Genomic DNA, 22,490 nt, shown 5'->3' on the forward strand with positions numbered 1-22,490 from the left:
GGGAGGCGGTAACGTCAACGGTCATGCACCCGCTCGCCTACATTCCGAGTCCCTCGCAGGGCGTCTGGCATCTCGGGCCCGTCCCGCTCCGCGCCTACGCCATCATGATCATCCTTGGCATCGTCGTCGCGGTATGGCTGGGCGAGCGGCGCTGGGCCGCCAAGGGCGGCACGCCGGGCGTGATCGTCGACGTGGCCGTGTGGGCGGTGCCGTTCGGCCTGGTCGGCGGCCGGCTCTACCACGTGCTCACCGACTACCAGCGCTACTTCGGGGCGGACGGCGACCCCGTCCGGGCGCTGGAGATCTGGAAGGGCGGCCTCGGCATCTGGGGCGCCGTCGCGCTGGGCGCGGTCGGCGCGATCATCGGCTGCCGGCGGCGCGGCATCTCCGCGCTGGCGCTCGCCGACGCGGTCGCGCCCGGCATCGCCCTGGCGCAGGCGATCGGCCGCTGGGGCAACTACTGGAACCAGGAGCTGTACGGCCGCCCGCTGGACGCCTTCTGGGCACTGAAGATCGACGAGAACCACCGGCCGATGCTGGACGGCGGGCCCGCCCTCGACCCGAAGTACGCCGACGTCGCGACCTACCATCCGACGTTCCTGTACGAGTCGCTGTGGTGCGTCGGCGTCGCGGTCCTCGTCATCTGGGCCGACCGCCGCTACAAGCTCACGCACGGCCGCGCGTTCGCGCTCTACGTCGCCGCCTACACCGTCGGGCGCGGCTGGATCGAGGCGCTGCGCATCGACGACGCCCACCACGTCCTCGGCCTCCGGCTGAACGACTGGACGTCGATCATCCTGTTCGCCGGCGCGGTCGCCTACCTGTACCTGTCCCGGGGCCGCACCGGCCCCGAGAACGTCGGCGTCCCCGCCGCGGCGGCGTCCGGCGACCCCGGCGCCGTCCCCGGAACGGTCAAGTCCGAGACGGCGAGCGGTGCGAAGGACGAGACCGAGGGCGCCGAGGACGACGGGAAGCCGGCGGACGGGAAGCCCCGGGCCGAGACCGAGGACGCGACGGACGCCGACGAACCGGAGACGCTCGCCGAAGAGTCCGCCTCCGCGGAGGACGACCCCGAAGACCCAGCCGGAGACGTCCCCGCGGACGCCGCGAAGCCCGAGCCCGAGCCCGAGCCCGTGGCCGGGGACGACAAGGGTGACGATCTACCCGAGCCCGCCCGGGTAGACAAGGCGGAGCCCGTCTCGGACGGGAAGTAGGAATCGGAACGGGGCGGACGCGGGCACGATGACCAGTGAGAAGACCAGTGAGAAGACCAGTGTGACGACCGAGCCGACGCACCAGCACCGGGACGTCACCGGCGGCTGGCTGCGGCCAGCGGTGTTCGGCGCGATGGACGGGCTGGTGTCCAACTTCGCGCTGATCGCGGGCGTGGCGGGCGGCCAGGCCGACCAGAAGGTCGTCCTGCTGGCCGGACTCGCCGGCCTGGCGGCGGGCGCGTTCTCCATGGCGGCGGGGGAGTACATCTCCGTCGCCTCCCAGTCGGAGCTGGCGGAGGCGGAGATCGAGGTCGAGCGGCGGGAACTCGCCCGGCACCCGGTCGCCGAGGAGCGCGAGCTCGCCGAGGTCTTCGAGGCCCGCGGCGTCGACCCCGACACCGCCGCCGAGGTCGCCCGGCAGCTGTCCCGCGACCCCGACGAGGCCCTGGAGGTGCACGCCAGGGAGGAGCTCGGGGTGACGCCCGGCGACCTGCCCTCGCCGGTGCTGGCGGCGGGCTCGTCGTTCCTGTCGTTCGGGATCGGCGCGATCCTGCCGGTCCTGCCGTACATGCTGGGGGCCACCTCGCTGTGGCCCGCGGCGATCGTCGCGGCGCTCGGCCTGTTCTTCGCCGGGGCGCTGGTGTCGCGGATCACCACCCGGCCCTGGTGGTTCGGCGGGACGCGGCAGCTGCTGTTCGGCGCCGCCGCCGCGGGGATCACCTACGGCGTCGGCGCGCTGATCGGCACCAACGGCCTGTAGCACCGAGGAATCTGGACGAAAAGCCCTTTTGGGCGCGCGGGGGCGACGCGGCCCGCTAAGCTCCGGGGCGTGATCGAGGCTCGTGACACAGGTTCCGCCGAGGCCGCGCAGAAGGGCCGCGGGCGGGACTTCTGGCCGGCGGACAAGCCCGGCCGCAAACTCCCCCGCCCGAAACTGCTGCTCGGCGCCGGCGCCGGCGCCGCCGCGCTGGTCGCGCTGGTCGTCGCGGTCGTGGCCGTGGTCCTGCTGACCGGCGGCGGCGACGAGCCAGCTCAGAAGGCGGCGGTGCCGAGCGCCTACACGCCGGACTACCTCGGTGAGGGCTTCGCGCAGATCGCGGCCCGGACCGCCGACGGCCGGGCGATCACCGAGGGCGAGGCGTTCGGGGCCAAGAGCCTCAAGACCGACAAGTACGCGTTCACGCTGGCCGCGTCGAGACTGACTGACTGCAAGTCCGGCACGTGGGGCGCCCGCCTGCAGGGCGACCTCGCCAAGTACGGGTGCAGCCAGATCGTCCGCGCCGCGTACGTCAGCGACGACAAGAAGCACGTCGGCCAGTTCATCGTGCTCAACATGGCGACCGAGGACGGGGTCAAGCAGGTCCTGCGCGATCTGGAGCCGGCGACCGGCGCCGGCTGGGTGGAGCCGCTGAAGGCGCCCGGCGTGCCCGCGTTCGGGCCCGGGTTCAGCGCGGCCTACGCCAAGACCTACGGCCACTACGCAGTGATCACCTGGGTGGAGCGGTCGGGCGGTGCGCAGCCCGCCTCGCTCAACGAGATGATCGATGTGAGCCTCGTCATCGAGAACGCCGCCGACTTCCTCTACGGACGGCTCGACCTGGCCGCCGGCGGAAGGCCCGCGCAGTGAGCGGGCCGGACGCGGGCGTGTCACCGGCCGGCGGGCAGTAGTCTGCGCGCCCGTGGACCCCGATGACCCCCGCCGTCGCGGCGGCCGCGGCCGGACGCCGGTGAGCCGGCAGGGCCGCGGCAGGCCAGGACCCCGCGGGACGGCTTCCGGCGGTACGGGCGGCCCCTACCGCGGCGCGCCGCCCCGCCGTCCCGAACCGCGCCGGGAACGCCCGGCCCCGCCGCCTCCAGCACCGTCGCCGTACGACGAAGCTCCGTACGGGGGCGAGCCTTACGGAGACGCCTCTTACGGAGATGTGCAGTACGAGGACGCCCAGTACCGGAACGTCCAGTACGAGGACGACCCCTACGAGGGCGCCCGGTACGAGGACGCCTACGACGCCGCCTTGCCCGGGGGGCCGCGCGGCAAGAAGCCGAAGAAGGCGCGCGGACCCAAGAAGGCGGGCAAGGCGAAGAAGAGGGCCGAAACCGGGGGGCCCGGGCCGAAGCTCTACTTCGGCGCGGCGGCCGTCCTGGCCATGTTCGTGCTGCTCGGCGCCGCCGCCGTCGTCGTGATCCGCGACTGGAACGGTCCCGACGAGGGGCAAGCGGCCAACGCGAGGATCGGGACGCCGGCGGGCAACGGTCCCTCGCCGGTCTCCTACTCCAGTTCTCCCTCGGCGTCGGCGTACGCCGGGATCACCTCCCGCCGCGCGGACCCCCGGCCGCTGACGATCGGGGAGGCGTTCCCGCCGGAGGCGGCGTCGCTGGCCGTCCCCGGCGGGAAGACCAGGCTGAAGCTGCGCGCCAAGCGGCTGGACGGCGACTGCGCGGCCGCCGTGTGGGGCCGTTCCGTGGGCGCCGAGCTGGGCAGGGGCGGCTGCACGCAGGCGGCGCGGGGCATCTACTCCGACACCCGGCGCGGGTACGCGCTGGCCGTCGCCGTGTTCAACCTGAACGCCTCGGCGGACGCGGACCGGTTCGTCGACGGGCTGGAGCACACGATCGGCGCGGGCTTCGTGCTGCCGCTGGAGGCGCCCGGACCCCTGGACGACTTCGGCCGCGGCTTCGGCATGGCGCGGGGGCTCGCCATGGGCCATTTCGCCGTGGTCTCGTGGGCGCAGCGGCTGGACGGCAAGGGCGACGAGACCGACGAGACGCTGCTGTCGCTGCTGATCGAGGGCGGCAAGTCCCCGGCGGTGCTCGGCCGCGCCGCCCGCGCGTCCGACTACGGGCCCGCCTGACCAGGGCCCGGGGTCAGCGGCGGGTCGCCGCCGGGTCAACGTACGGCCGGTGTGCGGTCGTCCTCCGGTCAGCATCCTGTTACGGGAATATTTCGGTAGGTCACCGACTTCTCACAGTAAACATCGCGTTTCGGTGATGATGCTCACCGGGGCCGATGCGATGTCGGGCCCAGGTGAACCGCTAACCTTGGTCTAAACCAATGGGGGATGGCGCATCGGCGGATCGCGCGGAGAAGTTTCGCGATCTGGTGCAGTCGGGCATGATCCCGGCAGTGATGTAATGTCATCTCACCGCAGCAGGGCCAACGTCGTCCCACGACTGCACTGACATCGAAGCAGTGACACGAGACGACGGGAGGGTTGATGGCCTCGGCTGCCTTCACACCTGCTGCCCGCGTACAGGGCCGCCCCGATTCACAGGGGCTGTACGACCCGGCCAACGAGCACGACGCCTGCGGCGTCGGCATGGTCGCCGACATGCACGGCCGCAAGAGCCACGACATCGTCGAGAAAGCCCTGACCGTCCTGAAGAACCTCGACCACCGCGGAGCTGTGGGCGCGGAGCCGGACGACGGAGACGGCGTCGGCATCCTCGTCCAGATCCCGGACGCGTTCTTCCGTGCGGTCTGCGACTTCCGGCTCCCCGAGGCGGGCGCCTACGCCGCCGGCATCGGCTTCCTGCCCGCGGACGGCGCCGAGCGCGCCGCCGCGGTCGCGCACGTGGAGACGCTCTGCGTGCAGGAGGGCCTGACGGTCCTCGGATGGCGCGAGCTTCCCCACGACCCGGACTTCACCGGCCCCGCCGCGCGCCGCGTCATGCCGCACTTCACGCAGCTTTTCATCGCCCCCGCCGCCGGCGGCCCGCACGCGGGCAAGACCGGCCTGGAGCTCGACCGCGTCGTGTTCTGCATGCGCGAGCGCGCCGAGCAGGACGTACGGGTCTACTTCCCGAGCCTGTCCAGCCGGACGATCGTCTACAAGGGCATGCTGACGACCCCGCAGCTGGAGCCGTTCTTCCCCGACCTGTCGGACCGCCGCTTCACCAGCGCGATCGCCCTGGTGCACTCGCGGTTCTCGACCAACACGTTCCCCGCCTGGGAGCTGGCCCACCCGTACCGGTTCATCGCCCACAACGGCGAGATCAACACGGTGAAGGGCAACCGGAACTGGATGCGGGCCCGCGAGGCGCTGCTGAAGTCCGACCTGATCCCGGGCGACCTCTCCCGGATCTACCCGGTGATCGACATCGTGGCGTCCGACACCGCCTCGTTCGACGAGTGCCTGGAGCTGCTGCACCTCGGCGGCCGGTCGCTGCCGCACGCGGTGCTGATGATGATCCCGGAGGCGTGGGAGAACCACGCCGAGATGGACGCCGGCCGCCGCGCGTTCTACGAGTTCCACTCCACCCTGATGGAGGCGTGGGACGGCCCCGCCAGCGTCAGCTTCACCGACGGCACCGTGGTCGGCGCGGTCCTGGACCGCAACGGGCTGCGCCCCGGCCGGTACTGGGTGACCGACGACGGCCTGGTCGTGCTGGCCAGCGAGGCCGGCGTGCTCGACATCCCGGCGAGCAGGGTGGTCCGCAAGGGCCGGCTGCAGCCCGGCAAGATCTTCCTCGTGGACACCGCCGCCGGGCGGATCGTCGAGGACGACGAGGTGAAGGCCGAACTGGCCGCCGAGCACCCGTACGGGGAGTGGCTGCACGAGGGCCTCGTCCGGTTCGAGGAGCTGCCGCAGCGCGAGCGGGAGATCCCGACGCACGAGACGCTGGTCAAGCGGCAGCAGACGTTCGGCTACACGCTCGAAGAGCAGCGGATCATCCTGACGCCTATGGCGAGGAACGGCGCCGAGCCGATCGGGTCGATGGGCACCGACACCCCGATCGCGGTGCTGTCGGAGCGGCCGCGGCTGCTGTTCGACTACTTCAAGCAGCTGTTCGCGCAGGTCACGAACCCGCCGCTGGACGCGATCCGCGAGGAGCTCGTCACCTCGCTGCAGTCCACGCTCGGCCCGGAGGGCAACCTCCTCGAGCCCGGCCCGGACTCGTGCCGCCGCCTCGTCCTGCCCACCCCGATCCTGGACAACGACGAGCTTTCCAAGATCATTCACATTGACGACGAGGGGGCGCTGCCGCACCTGCAGGCCTACGTCGTGCAGGGCCTGTACGAGGTCGCCGGCGGGGGGGAGGCCCTCGAGAACCGGCTGGAGGAGATCAACTCCGAGGTCAGCCGGGCCATCGGCGCCGGCGCCCGCATCATCGTGCTGTCGGACCGGGGCGCCGACTCCGCCCTCGCCGCGATCCCGTCGCTGCTGCTGACCGGCGCCGTCCACCACCACCTGATCCGGGAGAAGACCCGCACGCGGGTCGGCCTGGTGATCGAGACCGGCGAGGCCCGCGAGTGCCACCACATGGCGCTGCTCATCGGGTACGGCGCGTCCGCGATCAACCCCTACCTGGCGATCGAGACCGTCGAGGACCTCGTCCGCGCCGGCGTGATCGAGGGCCTGACGCCGGGGGAGGGCGTCCGGAACCTCGTGAAGGCCTACGGCAAGGGCGTCCTGAAGGTCATGTCGAAGATGGGCGTGTCCACGGTCGCCTCCTACACCGGCGCGCAGATCTTCGAGGCGATCGGCCTCGGCGAGGACGTCGTGTCCCGCTGCTTCACCGGCACCACCTCCCGGCTCGGCGGCGTCGGCTTCGACGTGCTGGCCCGCGAGGTCGCGCAGCGGCACGCCCGCGCGTACCCGCCGGGCGGCAACGACCTCGCGCACCGGACCCTGGAGGTCGGCGGCGAGTACCAGTGGCGCCGCGAGGGCGAGCCGCACCTGTTCGACCCCGACACGGTGTTCAGGCTCCAGCACGCCACCCGCACCCGCCGTTACGAGATCTTCAAGGACTACACCGCCCAGGTCGACTCGCAGGCCGAGAGGCTGATGACCCTCCGCGGGCTGTTCCGGCTCAGGGAGGGCGACCGGCAGCCGGTGCCGATCGACGAGGTCGAGCCGGTCTCGGAGATCGTGAAGCGGTTCTCCACCGGCGCCATGTCCTACGGCTCCATCTCGGCCGAGGCGCACGAGACCCTCGCGATCGCGATGAACCGACTCGGCGGCAAGTCCAACACCGGCGAGGGCGGGGAGGACCCGTCCCGCTTCACCCCGGACGAGAACGGCGACCTGCGGCGCAGCGCCATCAAGCAGGTCGCGTCCGGACGGTTCGGCGTGACCTCGGAGTACCTCACCAACTCCGACGACATCCAGATCAAGATGGCGCAGGGCGCCAAGCCCGGCGAGGGCGGCCAGCTGCCCGGCCACAAGGTCTACCCGTGGATCGCCAAGACCCGGCACTCCACGCCCGGCGTCGGCCTCATCTCGCCGCCGCCGCACCACGACATCTACTCGATCGAGGACCTGGCGCAGCTCATCCACGACCTGAAGAACGCCAACCCGGCGGCGCGCGTGCACGTCAAGCTCGTCGCGGAGGTCGGGGTCGGCACGGTCGCGGCGGGGGTGTCCAAGGCGCACGCCGACGTGGTCCTCATCTCCGGGCACGACGGCGGCACCGGCGCGTCCCCGCTGACGTCGCTGAAGCACGCCGGCGCGCCGTGGGAGCTGGGCCTCGCCGAGACCCAGCAGACGCTGCTGCTGAACGGGCTCCGCGACCGGATCGTCGTGCAGACCGACGGGCAGATGAAGACCGGCCGGGACGTCGTCATCGCCGCGCTCCTCGGCGCGGAGGAGTACGGCTTCGCGACCGCTCCGCTGGTGGTGTCGGGCTGCGTCATGATGCGGGTCTGCCACCTGGACACCTGCCCGGTCGGCGTCGCCACGCAGAACCCCGTCCTGCGGCGGCGGTTCTCCGGCAAGCCCGAGTTCGTCGTGAACTTCTTCGAGTTCGTCGCCGAGGAGGTCCGCGAGTACCTGGCGGCCCTCGGGTTCCGCTCGCTGGAGGAGGCGATCGGGCACGTCGAGATGATCGACACCCGCGAGGCCGTCGAGCACTGGAAGGCGGCCGGCCTGGACCTGACCCCGATCCTGCACACCCCGGAGGTGGCGGACGGCGCGTCGCTGCGCCGCACATCCGAGCAGGACCACGGGCTGGAGAAGGCCCTCGACAACACGCTGATCCAGCTCGCCGAGGGCGCGATCGCGTTCGGCGACGCGGTGAAGCTGGAGCTGCCGATCCGCAACGTCAACCGGACGGTCGGCACCATGCTCGGCCACGAGGTGACGAAGAAGTGGGGCGGCGCGGGCCTGCCCGACGACACGATCGACATCGCCTTCACCGGGTCGGCGGGCAACTCGTTCGGCGCGTTCGTGCCGCGCGGGGTCACGCTGCGGCTCACCGGCGACGCCAACGACTACGTCGGCAAGGGCCTGTCGGGCGGGCGGCTGACGCTGCGTCCCCCGGCCGACGCCGGGTTCGCGGCCGAGGAGCAGATCATCGGCGGCAACGTCATCCTGTACGGCGCCACCTCCGGCGAGCTGTTCGCCCGCGGGATCGTCGGCGAGCGGTTCTGCGTCCGCAACTCCGGCGCCACCGCCGTCGTCGAGGGCGTCGGCGACCACGCCTGCGAGTACATGACCGGCGGCCGCGCCGTGATCCTCGGCCGGACGGGCCGCAACCTCGCGGCCGGCATGTCCGGCGGCATCGCCTACGTCCTGGACCTGGTGCCCGAGCGCGTCAACGGCGAGATGGTCGACCTCGAACCGCTCGGCGCGACCGACGCGGACCTCGTCCGGACGCTGGTCGAGCGGCATCTGGCCGAGACCGGCTCGCAGGTCGCCCGGCAGCTGCTGGACGGCTGGGACGCGGCCGCGGTCCGCTTCACCAAGATCATGCCGCGTGACTACCGGCGGGTCCTGGACGCCATGGCCAAGGCCGAGGCCGAGGGACGCGACGTCGACGAGGCCGTCATGGCCGCCGCGCAGAGCTGAGAGAGAGGGGGATACCTTCATGGCTGACCCGAAGGGTTTCCTGACCGTCCGGCGGGAGCTCCCGAAGCGCCGCCCGGTGGACGTGCGGATCAAGAGCTGGTCCGAGGTCTACGAGAACTTCGGCAACGACCGGCTGGAGAAGCAGGCGAGCCGCTGCATGGACTGCGGCATCCCGTTCTGCCACCAGGGCTGCCCGCTCGGCAACCTCATCCCCGAGTGGAACGACCTCGTCTACCGCAAGGACTGGCACGAGGCCGTCGAGCGGCTGCACGCCACCAACAACTTCCCGGAGTTCACCGGGCGGCTGTGCCCGGCGCCGTGCGAGAGCGCCTGCGTCCTCGGCATCAACCAGGACCCGGTGACGATCAAGCGGGTCGAGGTCGAGATCATCGACCGGGCGTTCGCGGAGGGCTGGGTGCGCCCGCAGCCGCCCGCCGTCAAGACCGGCAGGACGGTCGCGGTCGTCGGCTCCGGCCCCGCCGGCCTGGCCGCGGCGCAGCAGCTCACCCGCGCCGGCCACGACGTCACGGTGTACGAGCGCGCCGACCGGATCGGCGGCCTGCTGCGCTACGGCATCCCCGAGTTCAAGATGGAGAAGCGGCACCTCGACCGGCGCCTCGCCCAGATGCGCGCCGAGGGCACCGCCTTCAAGACCTCGGTGAACGTCGGAGTCGACGTCACCGCCGACGAGCTGCGCGGCCGCTACGACGCCGTCGTCCTCGCGGGCGGCGCGACCGCCTGGCGCGACCTGCCCGTCCCGGGCCGGGAGCTCAAGGGCGTCTACCAGGCGATGGAGTACCTGCCGCCGTCCAACAAGACGCAGGAGGGCGACTACGAGGAGTCGCCGATCTCGGCGAAGGGCAAGCACGTCGTCGTCATCGGCGGCGGCGACACGGGCGCCGACTGCATCGGCACCGCGATCCGGCAGGGCGCCGCGTCCGTCACCCAGCTGGAGATCATGCCGCGCCCGCCGGAGGCCCGGCCGGACTCCCAGCCGTGGCCGACCTACCCGATGCTGTTCAAGGTGGAGAGCGCCCATGAGGAGCTCGCCGGCCTGGGCGGCGACCGCGTCTACGCCGTGTCCACCACCGAGTTCGCCGGCGACGAGGACGGCAACGTCCGCGCGCTGAAGCTCGTGGAGGTCGGCGGCCCGCAGACCGGGTTCGCGCCCGTCGAGGGCACCGAGCGGGAGATCCCGGCCGAGCTGGTCACCCTGGCCATGGGCTTCCTCGGCCCGGAGCGCCAGGGCCTGCTGGAGCAGCTCGGCGTCGAGCTGGACCAGCGCGGCAACGTGGTCCGCGACGGCGACTACAAGACGTCCGTGGACGGCGTGTACGCCGCGGGTGACATGGGCCGCGGCCAGTCCCTGATCGTGTGGGCGATCGCCGAGGGACGCGCCGCCGCGCACGGCGTCGACGCCCACCTCACCGGCCGCACCGACCTGCCGTACCCGATCCCGCCGACGGCGCGGCCGCTCGCCTGAGCGCGCGACCGTCCGTCCAGCGTACGGCGGCCCGACCAGCGCACGGCGAAGGCCCCGGAGGATTGCTCCTCCGGGGCCTTTCGCTGTTCCGCCGTCCTTTTCGGTCATCGGTCGGCCGGGCGGCGGAGCAGGGGGAGCAGCGCCACCGCGACCACGATGTGGATCAGCGTCAGCATGGCGCGGGTGGCGGTCGAGGCCTGCTCCAGGCCGATCGGCACGAACGACAGCACCAGCACGGCGGCGGCGAGCACGCTCCAGACGACCCGCGCGTGCCGGGTGAGGCGCTCCAGCAGCGCCATCGCCCCCCAGCCGAGCAGCCCGAACACCAGGGTGAACACGGCGATCTCCGCAACGATCAGGTGGTGCGACTCGGTCTTGCCGGGGTCGGTGAGCAGGAAGTCGGTGCCGGCGGCGGAGGCCGCGAGGTAGAGGGCGACGTTGGCGGCGACCGCCGCGCCCACCGCCGCCGCGCGCACGCGCCGGACGCTCCAGGTCTTCGCGGCGGGAACGGTGCTCCGGATCGTCGTCGTGGTCATCGCAGTGCTCCTTCGGTTCGCCCGGGCCGGGAGCCCGGGGGGATGCCCACCATCCTGTGCTCAGACAAGCAGAGTTGTCAAGACAAAAAAATTTGTCGGTCGTCCCGGCGTCCGGCCGGGACGACCGTTTCCTACAAGACCGGCGGGACGCGGCCCGCCTAGCGTGGGCCGCATGAGAGTCCTGCACGCCACCGACCTGGCCCGCGCCGAGCAGTTCATGCGGCTCAACGCCCGCATCATCGACCGGCGGCGGTTCGCGCTCCACTTCCGCGGTGGAACCGCCGCACCCGTCGTCGCCGCGCTCGGGGCCTACGAGAACCCCGACGGCGGCTACGGCCACGCCCTCGAACCCGACCTGCGCGGGGAAGGCAGCCAACCCGTTCCGGCCCAGCACGCCCTGCAGTTCCTGCACGAGGCGGGCGCGGACGACGATCCCGCCGTCGACCGCGTGGGCGGCTACCTGGCGTCCATCGCCGGGGACGACGGGGGAGTTCCGTTCGTGCTGCCGAACGTCCGGGACACCCCGCACGGCCCGTGGTGGCAGACGACCGACGACCCGCCCGGGAGCATCAACCCCACCGGCACCCTCGCCGGAATGCTCCACCGGGCCGGCTCCGGCCACCCATGGCTCGGCCCCGCCACCGCCTTCTGCTGGCGCTACCTGGACGGCCCCGCCGCGGAGCCCGGCGCGTACGACGTCCTCTCCGTGCTGACGTTCCTCGACCACGTCCCCGATCGCGACCGTGCAGAGGCCGCGTTCAACCGCGTCCGGGACACCCTCGCGGCCGCGGCCGGCAGCGACCACCAGGGACCGCTCGACTTCGCCCCGGCCCCGGACGGATACGGGCGCCGCCTCTTCGGCGACGACCTCATCGAGGCCGGGCTCGACGCGCTCGCCGACGCGCAGGACGACGACGGCGGCTGGGACATCGCGTTCCCCAGCTGGACCCCGGTCACCCGGCCGGAGTGGCGCGGTCTCGTCACCGTCGGACGGCTGCTGACGCTCCGCGCCTACGGCAGGCTCAAGCCCTGACTCACAGCAGGTTCCGGACGGGCTCGCCCGCCAGGTCCCGCACCTCGTGCGCGAAATGGGCCTGGTCGGCGTAGCCCGCCGCGTACGCGGCCTCCGCCTGCGATGCCCCGGCCCGCACCAGCGCCAGTGCCCGCTGGAAGCGCAGGACCCGCTGCAGGGTCTTCGGCCCGTACCCGAACGCCGCCAGCGAACGCCGCCGCAACTGGCGCTCGCCGATGCCGAGCTCGTCCGCCGCGTCCCGGACCGAACCGCGCGCCAGCGCCGGCACCACCGCCGGGACCAGCGGATCCGGCGGGCCCATCCGCTCCCGCACCGCCGCGACCAGGGCCGCGCGCCGGTCGCCCGCCGCCGCCACGGTCTCCGCCAGCCGGTCCGCCTCCGCGCCCCACAGGTCCCGCAGGGGGACGCGCCCGTCCCGGATCGCGTCCGCCGGGACGCCCAGCGCCGGCGGCGCCGTCCCCGGCCGGAACCGGACCGCCACCATCGCCTCGCCCGGCCGCATCGTCGCCGGAACCGGCCCGGTGTCGGGCCCCGCGACGAGGACGCCGGCGTCCGACCAGATCAGGTCCACGCAGCCGTCCGGCACGACGCGCTGGACGAACGGCCCGGCGCCCGGCGGCAGCGCCGCCGTCCACGCGCACGCCAGCCCCGGCGCCCGGTACTCGCGATAGCCGGTCGGACTCATCCCTCCTGCATACCACCCGGCCATCCGGGCAAGGCATCTTAAAGCCGACCAAAACAGGAGAACTCATGTCGAACGATCTGCATGACAAGACCATCGCCTTCCTCTGCGCCCCCGAGGGCACCGAGCAGGTCGAGCTCACCGAACCGTGGACGGCCGTCGAGCAGGCGGGCGGGCGCCCGCGCCTGGTCTCCACCCAGTCCGGCCGCCTCCAGGCGTTCGACCACCTGGACCGGGCCGACACCTTCCCCATCGACACCACGGTCGACGTCTCCGACCACACCGAGTTCGACGGCCTCGTCCTGCCGGGCGGCGTCGCCAACCCCGACTTCCTGCGCACCGACCCGGTCGCGGTCGCGTTCGCCCGGTCGTTCTTCGAGGCGGGCAAGCCCGTCGCCGTCATCTGCCACGGGCCGTGGACGCTCGTGGAGGCCGACGTCGTCCGGGGCCGCACCATGACGTCCTGGCCCAGCCTCCAGACCGATCTGCGCAATGCGGGCGCCACATGGGTGGACGAGGAGGTACAGATCTGCGAGGACGGGCCGAACGTCCTCGTCAGCAGCCGCAAGCCGGACGACCTCAAGGCGTTCTGCCAGGCCGTCGTCGAGGCGTTCAAGCGCTGACCGGGAGCGGACATGGTCTAGACCTCTGACCTAGACCAATCGGTGAACCGGGGGCGACCATATCCTGCACGAATATCCGTACCGGCAAGTAACTAAGTACGGTTGTGGACGTGACCCGTCGAGCGAAGATTGTCAGCACCATCGGTCCCGCCTGCTCCAGCACCGAGCAGATCAACGCCCTCGTCGAGGCCGGCATCGACGTCGCCCGGCTCAACATGAGCCACGGCGACCACGCCGTCCACGAGGAGGTCTACCACCGGCTCAGGGCCGCCGCCGAGGCCACCGGCCGCGGCGTCGGCATCCTGGCGGACCTGCAGGGCCCGAAGATCCGCATCGGCCGCTTCCCCGACGGGCCCGTACGGCTCACGCTCGGCGACGAGTTCACCATCACCACCGACGACGTCCCCGGCACCCGCCGGGAGGTGTCCACCACCTACCAGGGCCTGCCGGGGGACGTCGGCCCCGGCGACGCCGTCCTCATCGACGACGGCCGCGTCGCCCTCAAGGTCGTCGACGTCGACGGCCCCCGCGTCCGCACCACCGTCACCGTCGGCGGCATGGTCTCCGACAACAAGGGCCTGAACCTCCCCGGCGTCCCGGTCAGCGTCCCCGCCCTCACCGAAAAGGACGAGCGCGACCTGCGCTGGGCCCTGCGCCTCGGCGTCGACCTCGTCGCCCTCTCCTTCGTGCGGACCCCCGCCGACGCCGACATCTGCTACCAGATCATGGAGGAGGAGGGCGTCCGCGTCCCCCTCATCGGCAAGATCGAGAAGCCGCAGGCCGTCGAGCGCCTCCCCGAGATCGTCGCCGCCTTCGACGGCATCATGGTCGCCCGCGGCGACCTCGGCGTGGAACTCCCCCTCGAACAGGTGCCGATCGTCCAGAAGCGCGCCATCGAGCTCTGCCGGGAGAAGGCCCGCCCGGTCATCGTCGCCACCCAGATGCTCGAATCCATGATCTCCGCGCCCCGGCCGACCCGCGCCGAGACCTCCGACGTCGCCAACGCCGTCTTCGAGGGCGCCGACGCCGTCATGCTCTCCGGCGAGACGAGCGTCGGCCAGTACCCGATCGAGTCCGTCCTGACGATGAGCCGCATCGTGCAGACCGCCGAGCAGGCCGTCCTGCACGCCACCCACACGCTCGAACGCATGCCGGAGACGGTCGGCGGCGCCATCGCCCGCGCCGCCGCCGAGGTCGGCGCCATCGTCGGCGCCGAGGCCCTCGCCGCGTTCACGATGTCCGGCGAGACCGCCCGCAGGCTCTCCCGCTACCGCTCCCCGATCCCGCTGCTCGCGTTCACCTCCGTGCCGGCCGTCCGGGGGCGCCTCGCGCACGTCTGGGGCGTCGAGACCTTCATCGTCCCGCAGGTCGACCACACCGACGCGATGTTCGGCCAGGTCGAGCAGGCCCTCCTCGAACTCGGCCGCTGCCAGAAGGGCGACAAGGTCGTCGTCGTCGCCGGCTCGCCTCCCGGTACCCCCGGCTCGACCAACGCCCTGCGCGTCCACGCCATCGGCGAAGCCATCGCCATCTCCCACTGACCGACCAGGAACGACCGCCCCGGCTGCACGCCACGGCCCGCCGGGGCGGCCCGCCGGGGCGGCTCGCCGGGCCGCGTCGCCGTCCCCGGGCGATCACCAGCCGGTCTCTTTTCCGCCTCGCTCTGGACATGACCCCAGCGCATCTCGTCCCGGCCTGTCATCCTGCGTCCCCGCGCCCGGCTCACTCTCAGTGTCTCGGGATCACCGTTCCTGAGCGGCCTTCGGACGCGGCGTACGCCTCGGCAGCCGTCCGAGTGGACGAGGCCGCGGACGAACTCGCGCGCGTGACCGAGAAGATTTCACGCCACACTGACAGTGCAGGCGTGATCGCTGTGAGGGTACCGGGAGCGGGATTCGAACCCGCACGCCCTCGCGGACAAATCCTTTTGAGGGATTCGTGTCTACCGTTCCACCATCCCGGCGTTATCCGGACATCTCGCTTATGTCCGGTTTAGTGCCTCGCTGGGGCGGGGCACCTGGGACCAGAGTAGCGGGTCCCGGTAGTCTCGTGCGCGTGACGGAGAGCGCTCGGCGAGTTGTGATCGCAGAAGATGAGGCCCTGATCCGCCTGGACCTGAAGGAGATGCTCCAGGAGGACGGGTACGACGTCGTGGGCGAGGCCGGCGACGGCGAGACTGCGGTGCGGCTGGCCGTCGAACTCAAGCCCGATCTGGTGATCCTGGACGTGAAGATGCCCGTCCTGGACGGGATCTCGGCGGCCGAGCGGATCTCCGCGGACCGGATCGCGCCGGTCGTGATCCTCACCGCGTTCTCACAGCGCGAGCTGGTGCAGCGGGCGACGGAGGCGGGCGCGATGGCCTACCTCGTCAAGCCGTTCACCGCGACGGACCTGGCGCCGGCGATCGAGATGGCGGTCAGCCGGTACGCCGAGATGCGGGCGCTGGAGGCCGAGGTCGCCGGGCTCCAGGAGCGGCTGGAGACCCGCAAGGTGGTCGATCGCGCCAAGGGGCTGCTCCAGGAGGCGCACGGCTGGTCCGAGCCGGAGGCGTTCCGGTGGATCCAGAAGACCTCGATGGACCGGCGGCTGACGATGCGCGCCGTCGCCGAGGCCGTGGTCGCGGGCGCGACGGGGGAGAACCCGGCCGCCGCGGGCTGACCGGAGCCGCCGCCCGGGACGGTCACGCTGCGTGATCATCGCAGGCGATGCGGGGGATCGGATGAGCACGGAGCCGTAACGAACGAGTAACCCTTCTGTCCGGGGGAGCTGTTCTGGCCGGGGTTGTCGGTGTACGACATAGCAAGTCCCCGGGTGACTGTTATCTCCGTCCGTGAGGTTCGGTCCCGGGGTGTGACGTCTAGCCGATCCACGACCTCGGATCAGGACTGAAAGGTTTGGCACCTTGCGGCGCAACAAGATGAGGTTCACCAGCGCGCTGGCGCTGGGTACGGTGCTGGCGCTCGGCGCCGCCGCCTGCGGTGAGGGCGACGACGGTGGCGGCGGCAGCGACGAGCTGACGATCGCCTATGTGGGTGTCCAGACCGGCGACAACTCACCCGAACTCGGCGTCAACATCTCCAACGCGGTGAAGCTGGCCGTCGACCAGTACAACGCGACGAACCCGGCCAAGAAGGTCGCGTTCAAGGCCTACGACACCAAGGGCGACCCCGCGGTGGCCCCGGGCCAGGTGCAGAAGGCCATCGACGACGAGGTGACCGCGGTCGTCGGCCCGGTGTTCTCGGGCGAGTCCAAGGCCACGGTGCCGAGCCTGGAAGAGGCGGAGATCCCGAACATCTCCCCGTCGGCGACGGCCTCGGCGCTCGGTAAGAACGGCTGGAAGTACTGGCACCGCGTCATCTCCAACGACGACGCGCAGGGCCAGGTGGACGCCGAATTCTCCATCAAGACCCTGGGCGCCAAGAAGATCTTCGTGATCGACGACAACCAGGAGTACAGCGTCGGCCTGGCCGACAAGTTCATCGCCTCGGCCACCGCGCTCGGCGTCACGCCGGAGCGGGACAAGATCGACCCGAAGGCGACCGACTACTCCAGCACCGTCAACAAGGTCAAGTCCGCCAAGCCGGACGTGATCTTCTTCGGCGGCTACTACAACGGCGGCGACAAGCTGCTCAAGCAGCTGCGCGACGGCGGCGTCACGGCCAAGTTCCTGTCCGACGACGGCGCGCTGGACGCCAAGCTGATCGACGGCGCGGGCAAGAAGCAGGCCGAGGGCGCGCTGCTGTCCTGCGCCTGCCAGTCGATCAACCCGACGGCGGAGAACCCGGCGGTCGCCAAGTTCATCGCCGACTACAAGGCCGCGTTCAGCAAGGACCAGGGCACCTACTCGGCGGAGGGCTACGACGCCGCCACGGTGTTCCTGAACGCCTTCAAGGCCGGCAAGACCTCCCCGGCCGAGCTGAACGAGTACGTCAAGACCGTGAACTTCCAGGGCGTCTCCAAGCCGATCAAGTTCGAGGCCAACGGTGAGATCGCCGTCAAGACGATCTACATGTTCCAGGTCGTCGACGGCAAGCTGAAGTTCCTGGGCGACGCCGCCAAGGTCAAGCCCGAGTAGGTCCGGCCTCTTCGCCGGAGACACGCCGGCAGACGGCGCGGGGCGGGAGCGCCACAGCGCTCCCGCCCCCTCTTTTCCTTGGGGAACACTTAGTGCTTCACGACTTCACATCCCAGTTCTGGGCGAACACGGTCGACGGCCTGACCGTGGGTTCGATCTACGCGCTGGTCGCGCTCGGCTACACGATGGTCTACGGCGTGCTGCGGCTGATCAACTTCGCCCACTCCGAGATCTTCATGATCGGCACGTTCGGCGGCCTGACGCTGATCCAGGTCTTCGGCTTCACCGGCGGCCCCTACACCGGCTTCGCGCTGGTCGGGGTGCTGCTGCTGTGCCTGGGGACGTCGATGCTGGCGGCCGGCGGCGGGGCGGTCGTGCTGGAACGGGTGGCCTACCGGCCGCTGCGCAAGAAGGGCGCGTCCCGGCTGGCGGCGCTGATCTCGGCGATCGGCGCCTCGCTGTTCCTGCAGGAGCTGTTCGCGACCGTGATCATTCCGCGGTTCTACGGCGACGGCCGGGGCCGTGACCCGATCTCGGTGCCGGACCTGCTGGAGAAGAAGGTGCTGTTCAGCATCGGGTCCGGCGACGTCCGCAACGACAAGCTGCTGATCTTCGTCGCGGCGATCCTGATGATGGTGATCCTCAACCAGTTCGTGAACGGGTCGAAGCTCGGGCGCGGGATCCGCGCGACGGCGCAGGACCCGGAGACGGCGGTGCTGCTGGGTGTGAACATCGACCGGGTGGTCGTGGTGACCTTCCTGGTGGGCGGCCTGATGGCGGGCGCGGCGGGGTTCTTCTTCACGCTGCTGTACCAGCAGACGATGTTCAACATCGGGTTCGTGCTGGGGATCAAGGCGTTCACCGCGGCGGTGCTCGGCGGGATCGGCAACCTGCGCGGCGCGCTGCTGGGCGGGTTCACGCTGGGCCTGGTGGAGAACTACGGCGGCTCGGTCTTCGGCGGGGAGTGGAAGGACGTCATCGCCTTCACGCTGCTCGTGGTGATCCTGCTGTTCCGTCCCACCGGCATCCTCGGCGAGTCCCTGCAGAAGGCCCGCGCATGAGCGGGGGGAGTGAACGGATGACTGAGGGAGACAAGCCGGTGAGCGACGGCCCGGCACCGGGCGGCAAGGGCACGGCGGGCGCGCTCGGGCGGACGGCGGGCGCGGTCCGCTCCGCCCCCGACGCGCTGCGCCGGAACTGGGACCACGCGTCCGGCTGGCAGCGCTGGATCGTCTACGCGCTGCTGATCGTCGGCGCGCTGTTCCTGCCCTGGGAGGGCCTGGCGCCGATCATGTCGCCGGAGTCCAAGTGGACGTCGATCCTGTTCTACCCGATCGGGATCTACGTGCTGCTGGCCCTCGGCCTGAACGTGGTGATCGGCTACGCGGGCATGCTCGACCTCGGGTACGTGGCGTTCTGGGCGATCGGCGCGTACACGATGGCGACGATGTCGACCAAGTACGGCTGGGGCTTCTGGGAGCTGCTGCCGCTCGGCATCATCATGGCGGCGATCTCCGGGGTGATCCTGGGGGCGCCCACGCTGCGGCTGCGCGGCGACTATCTGGCGATCGTGACGCTGGGGTTCGGCGAGATCGTCCGCAAGGTCGCGGAGAACAGCGAGTGGCTGGGCGGCACCCGCGGCATCGACCACATCCCGCACCCGCCGTCCAAGGAGGACGTCTGGTTCGCGGGCGTGGAGATCTTCACCTACAAGATCCGTGACGCCCGGCCGTACTACGTGCTGGTCGTCGCCCTGATCGTGCTGGTGATCATCTTCTCCAAGCGGCTGGAGATCAGCCGGATCGGCCGCGCCTGGTCGGCGATCCGCGAGGACGAGGACGCCGCCGAGATCATGGGCGTGCCGACGTTCAAGTTCAAGCTGCTGTCGTTCGCGATCGGCGCGGCGATCGGCGGCGCGGCGGGCGTGCTGTTCGCGTCCAAGGTGATCTTCGTGTCGCCGCCGAACTTCCCGTTCCTGCTGTCGGCGACGATCCTGGCCGCGGTGGTGCTCGGCGGGGCCGGGAACATCCCGGGCGTGATCGTGGGGGCGTTCCTGGTGGCGTGGCTGCCGGAGCGGTTCCGCGACGTCGCCGAGTACCGGGACCTGGCGTTCGGCGCGATCCTGGTGGTGATGATGATCCTGCGGCCCGAGGGCCTGATCCCGTCGCGGCAGCGCAAGGCGGAGATGAAGGAGGGCTCGGGCGGTCTCGGCAGCATGGGCGCCGAGGTCGCCGGGCCCGGACAGTCGGCCGGAGCGGAGGTGGCGGGGCAATGAGCGACGCGCAGACCGGCGGTCCGCCGGACCTGGCCAAGGGCGCCGCCGGGGAACCGCCGCCCCCGCTGCTGCGGCTGGCGCGGGTGACCATGAAGTTCGGTGGCGTCACCGCGCTCAACGAGGTCGACCTCTCGATCAACGAGGGCGAGATCTTCGCGCTGATCGGCCCGAACGGCGCCGGGAAGACGACGGTGTTCAACACCATCACCGGCGTCTACAAGCCGACGTCGGGCGGGATCTGGTTCGGCGACCGGCTGCTGGGCAGCATGAAGCGCTACCAGGTGACCAAGCTGGGCGTCGCCCGCACGTTCCAGAACATCCGGCTGTTCCCGAACATGACGGCGGAGGAGAACGTCCAGGTGGGCGCGGACGCGCACCACAGGGCCGGGCTGCTCAGCGTCACGTTCGGGCTGCCGTGGCACCGCAACGAGGAGCGCGCGGGCAAGGCGCTGGCGCGCGAGCTGCTGGAGTTCGTCGGGATCGGGCACCGGCTGCACGACCTGGCGAAGAACCTGCCGTACGGTGACCAGCGGCGGCTGGAGATCGCACGGGCGCTGGCGACCGGCCCCAAGCTGCTGCTGCTGGACGAGCCCGCGGCCGGAATGAACCCGGCGGAGAAGGTCTCGCTGCAGGAGCTGATCCGCAAGATCCGCGACAGCGGCCGCACGGTGCTGCTGATCGAGCACGACATGGGCCTGGTGATGGGCATCAGCGACCGGGTCGCGGTGCTCGACTTCGGGCAGAAGATCGCCGAGGGGCTGCCCGCCGACGTGCAGAGCGACCCGAAGGTGATCGAGGCGTATCTGGGGGCTCCGGCCGATGCTTCTTGAGCTGAAGGACGTCCGCGTCCACTACGGCAAGATCGAGGCCCTGCGCGGCGTCTCGCTGGCGGTCGAGGAAGGCGAGATCGTCTCCCTGATCGGCGGGAACGGCGCGGGCAAGACGACCACGCTCAAGACGATCTCCGGGCTGCGCCCGCTGACGTCGGGAGCGGTGCTGTTCGAGGGCGCCGACATCGGTTCCATGGCGGGGCACCGCCGGGTGCGGCTGGGGATCGGGCAGGCGCCGGAGGGCCGCGGGATCTTCCCGGGCATGTCGGTGCACGAGAACCTGCTGATGGGCGCGTACGCCCGCAAGGACGACCATGCCAAGGAGCTGGCCGAGGCGTACGAGCTGTTCCCGCGGCTGGCCGAGCGCCGCACCCAGGCCGCCGGCACCATGTCGGGCGGCGAGCAGCAGATGCTGGCGATCGGCCGGGCGCTGCTGGCCAAGCCGAAGGTGCTGCTGCTGGACGAGCCGTCCATGGGCCTGGCGCCGATGCTGGTGCAGCAGATCTTCTCGATCATCGAGGAGATCAACCGGCGCGGCACCACGATCCTGCTGGTGGAGCAGAACGCGCAGCAGGCGCTCCAGCTCGCGCACCGCGCGTACGTGCTGGAGACGGGCCGGATCGTCAAGTCGGCGCCCGCGTCGGACCTGCTGGACGACCCCGAGGTCAGGGCCGCCTACCTCGGCGGCGACCTCGGTGTGGCCGACGCCCCGGCGCAGGCCGACACCCCCGCGGAGGACTGAGCGTTTCCCCGGGGTGGTTCAGCCGAGCGGCAGTTCCACCCCGGGGTCGTGGGGCAGTTCCACGCCGAGCCCGTCGGTGGGCGCTGAGTAGAGCCGCAGCGCCTTGGGGCGGGCGTCCTTGGGTACGTCGTACATCAGGTCGTACTCGATCCGGTTGCGGGAGCCGAGCTCGATCTCGGTGGGCTGGCGCTTGACCCGCATGGCGTTGACGTCCGGCGCGAAGGTGCGGCCGTCGGTCGCGACGAGGAGCTGCCTGTCCAGGTCGATCTTGTGGAAGGTCGCGTACCGGTTCTCGGTGACCATCCGGACCCGGACGAACGCGCCGCGCTCGGAGGGCAGGTCGGCGTGGCTGCCGGTGATCGTGGTGAGCCCGGTGCTGATGCCCAGGGCCGCGAACGCGACCTGCCCGTCGGCGACCTCGCGGTAGGGGAGGGACCGCTCGTGGTCGCGCACCGGCCGGTCGGGGAGACGATAGGTCTGCGGCCCGCCGCCGGAGCAGCCGGACAGCGCGAGGGCCGCCAGTAGGGCGGCAGGGAGGGCCCGCATCCCGGCACTGTAGCCCGTAATGGTCAACCCGGGATCACCTTTGGGGCCGTACGAACCTTCCCCGGGCGCGTACGTTGTCTACTCGGTGATCCCGGGCCGTTCCCATCCACGCTACAGACCCCGGGCCGCGCATCGCAAAGAAAGCGCGGATCACGCCGGGTCGGGCGTCGGGGCCGGCGAGGAGGCCGGGCGCGGAGGCGGGGCGGGGGCCCAGCGCCGGTCAGGCGCCCGGGGGAGCGTCCCGCAGCATGCAGGTGAGCCGGGCGGTGCAGACCCGCCGGTCCTGGTCGTCGGTGATCACGATGTCGTACGTCGCGAGGGTGCGCCCGCCGTGCGTCCGGGTCGCCACGCCCGTCACGTACCCCTCGGTCGCGGACCGGTGGTGGGTGGCGTTGATCTCGATGCCGACGGCGATGCGCCCCGGACCGGCGTGCACCGCCGCCCCGGCGGAGCCGAGGGTCTCGGCGAGCACGCAGGACGCGCCGCCGTGCAGCAACCTGTACGGCTGCGTGTTGCCCTTGACCGGCATGCGGCCCACGACGCGTTCGGCCGACACCTCCAGATACTCCACGCCCATGGTCTTGGCCAGATCGCCGTACCCGTCCAGCTCCTCGCTGGACCTGATCTTCGCGGCCACTTCCTGCGGGGACATCCCGCCGGTGTCAGT

The 22,490-nt window shown here is 71.4% G+C and carries 19 protein-coding genes and 1 tRNA gene; 15 read left to right on the forward strand and 5 right to left on the reverse strand.

All coding sequences use genetic code 11. From position 1 onward, the window contains the following. The first annotated feature begins 23 nt into the window (after positions 1 to 23). The 6 genes from lgt to SM418_RS17760 all read left to right on the forward strand — a co-directional run bounded on the left by lgt (position 24) and on the right by SM418_RS17760 (position 10,481). Positions 24 to 1,214 carry a prolipoprotein diacylglyceryl transferase gene (lgt, locus tag SM418_RS17735; protein ID WP_371941946.1) on the forward strand — a complete coding sequence of 397 codons (1,191 nt, stop codon included), beginning with the start codon at positions 24 to 26 and terminating at the stop codon, positions 1,212 to 1,214. A gap of 28 nt (positions 1,215 to 1,242) precedes the next feature. Further along, the gene (locus tag SM418_RS17740; protein WP_371941947.1) at positions 1,243 to 1,974 is read left to right on the forward strand and encodes a VIT1/CCC1 transporter family protein; all 732 of its coding nucleotides are present in this window, start codon (positions 1,243 to 1,245) and stop codon (positions 1,972 to 1,974) included. 69 nt (positions 1,975 to 2,043) lie between these two features. Further along, on the forward strand, positions 2,044 to 2,841 hold the full coding sequence (locus SM418_RS17745; protein ID WP_371941948.1) for a hypothetical protein: 798 nt from the start codon (positions 2,044 to 2,046) through the stop codon (positions 2,839 to 2,841). Between the two features lie 295 nt (positions 2,842 to 3,136). Then, the gene (locus tag SM418_RS17750) at positions 3,137 to 4,063 is read left to right on the forward strand and encodes a hypothetical protein (RefSeq protein WP_371941949.1); all 927 of its coding nucleotides are present in this window, start codon (positions 3,137 to 3,139) and stop codon (positions 4,061 to 4,063) included. 363 nt (positions 4,064 to 4,426) lie between these two features. Beyond that, positions 4,427 to 8,998, forward strand: a complete 4,572-nt coding sequence (gene gltB / locus SM418_RS17755) for a glutamate synthase large subunit (RefSeq protein ID WP_371941950.1) — start codon at positions 4,427 to 4,429, stop codon at positions 8,996 to 8,998. A gap of 19 nt (positions 8,999 to 9,017) precedes the next feature. Beyond that, the gene (locus SM418_RS17760) at positions 9,018 to 10,481 is read left to right on the forward strand and encodes a glutamate synthase subunit beta (protein ID WP_371941951.1); all 1,464 of its coding nucleotides are present in this window, start codon (positions 9,018 to 9,020) and stop codon (positions 10,479 to 10,481) included. A 104-nt stretch (positions 10,482 to 10,585) separates the two neighbouring features. On the opposite strand, the gene SM418_RS17765 is transcribed toward SM418_RS17760, so the two are convergent. Further along, complete coding sequence (locus SM418_RS17765; RefSeq protein ID WP_371941952.1) at positions 10,586 to 11,017, reverse strand: DUF6069 family protein; 432 nt, start codon at positions 11,015 to 11,017, stop codon at positions 10,586 to 10,588. A gap of 172 nt (positions 11,018 to 11,189) precedes the next feature. Here SM418_RS17765 and SM418_RS17770 point away from each other — a divergent pair, with 172 nt between their 5' ends. Continuing rightward, the gene (locus tag SM418_RS17770) at positions 11,190 to 12,050 is read left to right on the forward strand and encodes a hypothetical protein (protein ID WP_371941953.1); all 861 of its coding nucleotides are present in this window, start codon (positions 11,190 to 11,192) and stop codon (positions 12,048 to 12,050) included. 1 nt (position 12,051) lies between these two features. Here SM418_RS17770 and SM418_RS17775 read toward each other — a convergent pair whose 3' ends face one another. After that, positions 12,052 to 12,735: a DUF6597 domain-containing transcriptional factor gene (locus SM418_RS17775; protein ID WP_371941954.1), complete on the reverse strand. Its 684-nt coding sequence runs from the start codon at positions 12,733 to 12,735 to the stop codon at positions 12,052 to 12,054. Positions 12,736 to 12,800: 65 nt separating this feature from the next. Between SM418_RS17775 and SM418_RS17780 the strand changes: the two genes are divergently transcribed. Then, complete coding sequence (locus tag SM418_RS17780) at positions 12,801 to 13,355, forward strand: type 1 glutamine amidotransferase domain-containing protein (RefSeq protein ID WP_371941955.1); 555 nt, start codon at positions 12,801 to 12,803, stop codon at positions 13,353 to 13,355. A gap of 110 nt (positions 13,356 to 13,465) precedes the next feature. Then, positions 13,466 to 14,896: a pyruvate kinase gene (gene pyk, locus SM418_RS17785; RefSeq protein ID WP_371941956.1), complete on the forward strand. Its 1,431-nt coding sequence runs from the start codon at positions 13,466 to 13,468 to the stop codon at positions 14,894 to 14,896. Positions 14,897 to 15,235: 339 nt separating this feature from the next. Here the strand turns inward: pyk and SM418_RS17790 are convergent. Further along, a tRNA-Leu gene (locus tag SM418_RS17790) sits at positions 15,236 to 15,318 on the reverse strand. A gap of 116 nt (positions 15,319 to 15,434) precedes the next feature. Here SM418_RS17790 and SM418_RS17795 point away from each other — a divergent pair. The 6 genes from SM418_RS17795 to SM418_RS17820 all read left to right on the forward strand — a co-directional run bounded on the left by SM418_RS17795 (position 15,435) and on the right by SM418_RS17820 (position 21,277). Beyond that, a complete protein-coding gene (locus SM418_RS17795) occupies positions 15,435 to 16,013 on the forward strand; it encodes an ANTAR domain-containing response regulator (RefSeq protein ID WP_371942053.1) in 579 nt (192 codons plus the stop codon). Between the two features lie 244 nt (positions 16,014 to 16,257). Continuing rightward, positions 16,258 to 17,430 (forward strand): branched-chain amino acid ABC transporter substrate-binding protein, encoded by a 1,173-nt coding sequence (locus tag SM418_RS17800; RefSeq protein ID WP_371941957.1) that lies wholly within the window; start codon positions 16,258 to 16,260, stop codon positions 17,428 to 17,430. 92 nt (positions 17,431 to 17,522) lie between these two features. Next, a complete protein-coding gene (locus tag SM418_RS17805; protein WP_371941958.1) occupies positions 17,523 to 18,491 on the forward strand; it encodes a branched-chain amino acid ABC transporter permease in 969 nt (322 codons plus the stop codon). A 17-nt stretch (positions 18,492 to 18,508) separates the two neighbouring features. Continuing rightward, positions 18,509 to 19,705, forward strand: a complete 1,197-nt coding sequence (locus SM418_RS17810; RefSeq protein WP_371941959.1) for a branched-chain amino acid ABC transporter permease — start codon at positions 18,509 to 18,511, stop codon at positions 19,703 to 19,705. Continuing rightward, positions 19,702 to 20,535 (forward strand): ABC transporter ATP-binding protein, encoded by an 834-nt coding sequence (locus SM418_RS17815; protein ID WP_443098374.1) that lies wholly within the window; start codon positions 19,702 to 19,704, stop codon positions 20,533 to 20,535. The genes SM418_RS17810 and SM418_RS17815 overlap by 4 nt, the downstream gene beginning before the upstream one ends. Then, on the forward strand, positions 20,525 to 21,277 hold the full coding sequence (locus tag SM418_RS17820) for an ABC transporter ATP-binding protein (RefSeq protein WP_371941960.1): 753 nt from the start codon (positions 20,525 to 20,527) through the stop codon (positions 21,275 to 21,277). The genes SM418_RS17815 and SM418_RS17820 overlap by 11 nt, the downstream gene beginning before the upstream one ends. Before the next feature lie 18 nt (positions 21,278 to 21,295). On the opposite strand, the gene SM418_RS17825 is transcribed toward SM418_RS17820, so the two are convergent. Together SM418_RS17825 and SM418_RS17830 are read right to left on the reverse strand one after the other, a co-directional pair. Continuing rightward, a complete protein-coding gene (locus SM418_RS17825) occupies positions 21,296 to 21,823 on the reverse strand; it encodes a DUF4352 domain-containing protein (protein WP_371941961.1) in 528 nt (175 codons plus the stop codon). Between the two features lie 220 nt (positions 21,824 to 22,043). Beyond that, positions 22,044 to 22,475: a PaaI family thioesterase gene (locus tag SM418_RS17830; protein WP_371942055.1), complete on the reverse strand. Its 432-nt coding sequence runs from the start codon at positions 22,473 to 22,475 to the stop codon at positions 22,044 to 22,046. Between the last annotated feature and the right edge of the window lie 15 nt (positions 22,476 to 22,490).

Source organism: Actinomadura chokoriensis, from assembly GCF_041463665.1.
GTDB lineage: Bacteria > Actinomycetota > Actinomycetes > Streptosporangiales > Streptosporangiaceae > Spirillospora > Spirillospora chokoriensis_A.

What these genes read in the sequence shown, in the direction of transcription:
- SM418_RS17770 (WP_371941953.1), top strand. Translation starts at nt 11,190, where the DNA reads ATGAGAGTCCTGCACGCCACCGACCTGGCCCGCGCCGAGCAGTTCATG.
- lgt (WP_371941946.1), top strand. Translation starts at nt 24, where the DNA reads ATGCACCCGCTCGCCTACATTCCGAGTCCCTCGCAGGGCGTCTGGCAT.
- SM418_RS17820 (WP_371941960.1), top strand. Translation starts at nt 20,525, where the DNA reads ATGCTTCTTGAGCTGAAGGACGTCCGCGTCCACTACGGCAAGATCGAG.
- SM418_RS17740 (WP_371941947.1), top strand. Translation starts at nt 1,243, where the DNA reads ATGACCAGTGAGAAGACCAGTGAGAAGACCAGTGTGACGACCGAGCCG.
- SM418_RS17810 (WP_371941959.1), top strand. Translation starts at nt 18,509, where the DNA reads ATGACTGAGGGAGACAAGCCGGTGAGCGACGGCCCGGCACCGGGCGGC.
- SM418_RS17760 (WP_371941951.1), top strand. Translation starts at nt 9,018, where the DNA reads ATGGCTGACCCGAAGGGTTTCCTGACCGTCCGGCGGGAGCTCCCGAAG.
- SM418_RS17775 (WP_371941954.1), bottom strand. Translation starts at nt 12,735, where the DNA reads ATGAGTCCGACCGGCTATCGCGAGTACCGGGCGCCGGGGCTGGCGTGC.
- SM418_RS17830 (WP_371942055.1), bottom strand. Translation starts at nt 22,475, where the DNA reads ATGTCCCCGCAGGAAGTGGCCGCGAAGATCAGGTCCAGCGAGGAGCTG.
- SM418_RS17815 (WP_443098374.1), top strand. Translation starts at nt 19,702, where the DNA reads ATGAGCGACGCGCAGACCGGCGGTCCGCCGGACCTGGCCAAGGGCGCC.
- SM418_RS17825 (WP_371941961.1), bottom strand. Translation starts at nt 21,823, where the DNA reads ATGCGGGCCCTCCCTGCCGCCCTACTGGCGGCCCTCGCGCTGTCCGGC.
- SM418_RS17780 (WP_371941955.1), top strand. Translation starts at nt 12,801, where the DNA reads ATGTCGAACGATCTGCATGACAAGACCATCGCCTTCCTCTGCGCCCCC.
- gltB (WP_371941950.1), top strand. Translation starts at nt 4,427, where the DNA reads ATGGCCTCGGCTGCCTTCACACCTGCTGCCCGCGTACAGGGCCGCCCC.
- SM418_RS17765 (WP_371941952.1), bottom strand. Translation starts at nt 11,017, where the DNA reads ATGACCACGACGACGATCCGGAGCACCGTTCCCGCCGCGAAGACCTGG.